This is a genomic window from Nonomuraea lactucae (assembly GCF_003313395.1).
Lineage (GTDB): Bacteria > Actinomycetota > Actinomycetes > Streptosporangiales > Streptosporangiaceae > Nonomuraea > Nonomuraea lactucae.
This window is the reverse complement of the sequence record NZ_QNFZ01000108.1, coordinates 1-823: the sequence shown is the minus strand read 5'-3', so window position 1 is coordinate 823 and position 823 is coordinate 1. Positions and strand designations below refer to the sequence as shown.

Below are 823 nucleotides of genomic sequence, written 5' to 3'. Positions count from 1 at the left end.
CGGTGTTGGGTGAGCATCCCGGGGTGCGGGATGTGGTGGTGGCGGCGCGTGGGGATGGTCGGGGTGGCAAGCGTCTGGTCGGCTACGTCGTCCCCGGGAGTGACGAGGACGGCGCCGGCACGGACCCGTCCGCGGCGGTGGACGCGGCCGGGCTGCGCGCGTTCATGCGCGAGCGGGTGCCGGACTACATGGTGCCGTCGACCTTCGTGACACTGGATGCCCTCCCGCTGACCGCCAACGGCAAGATCGACCGCAAGGCCCTGCCCGAGCCGGACGCCGCTCCCGCGACCGCGGTCGAATACGCGCCTGCAGATCGTGGCGCGGGCTCGGGCGGCTGGGTTGGAGTTGGACATCGCGGATGTGTTCGCGCGTCAGAGTGTGGGTGAGCTGGCCGCGTCGGTGCGTGAGTCGGCGTCTGTGGTGCTGGCTGATCAGGGTGTGGTGAGTGGGCGGGTGCCGTTGACGCCTATCCAGCACTGGTTCGTCGATCAGGACATGGCTGATCGTGATCATTGGAACTGGTCGGGCATGTTCGAGCTGGCGCCGGGTGCGGATGCGCAGGCGTTGGGCCGGGCGGTGGATGCTGTGGTGGCGCATCATGACGCGCTGCGGATGCGGTTCGTCCATGACCCTGCGCAGGAGGAGTGGGTCCAGCGCAACGCGGCTGGTGAGGAGGCTGAGGTCTTCTCCGTCGTGGACGCGGCAGGGGTGGACGAGGCGTGGGTCGTTGAGCGGATGACGCGCGCGCAGAGGTCGCTGAGTCTGGTTGATGGGCCGTTGGTCCGGGTGGTCTTCTTTGATCGGGGCGAGGAGCCGGGTTGGT

General features: G+C 69.0%; 1 protein-coding gene and 1 pseudogene. Both read left to right on the top strand.

Annotated elements, in window-relative coordinates; translation table 11 throughout:
• Nucleotides 1-2 precede the first annotated feature (2 nt).
• Nucleotides 3-278: pseudogene (locus DQW85_RS07675) on the top strand (AMP-binding enzyme); the annotation flags it as partial.
• A gap of 61 nt (nucleotides 279-339) precedes the next feature.
• A partial coding sequence (locus DQW85_RS07670; RefSeq protein WP_240197007.1) for a condensation domain-containing protein occupies nucleotides 340-823 on the top strand: 484 nt, incomplete at its 3' end.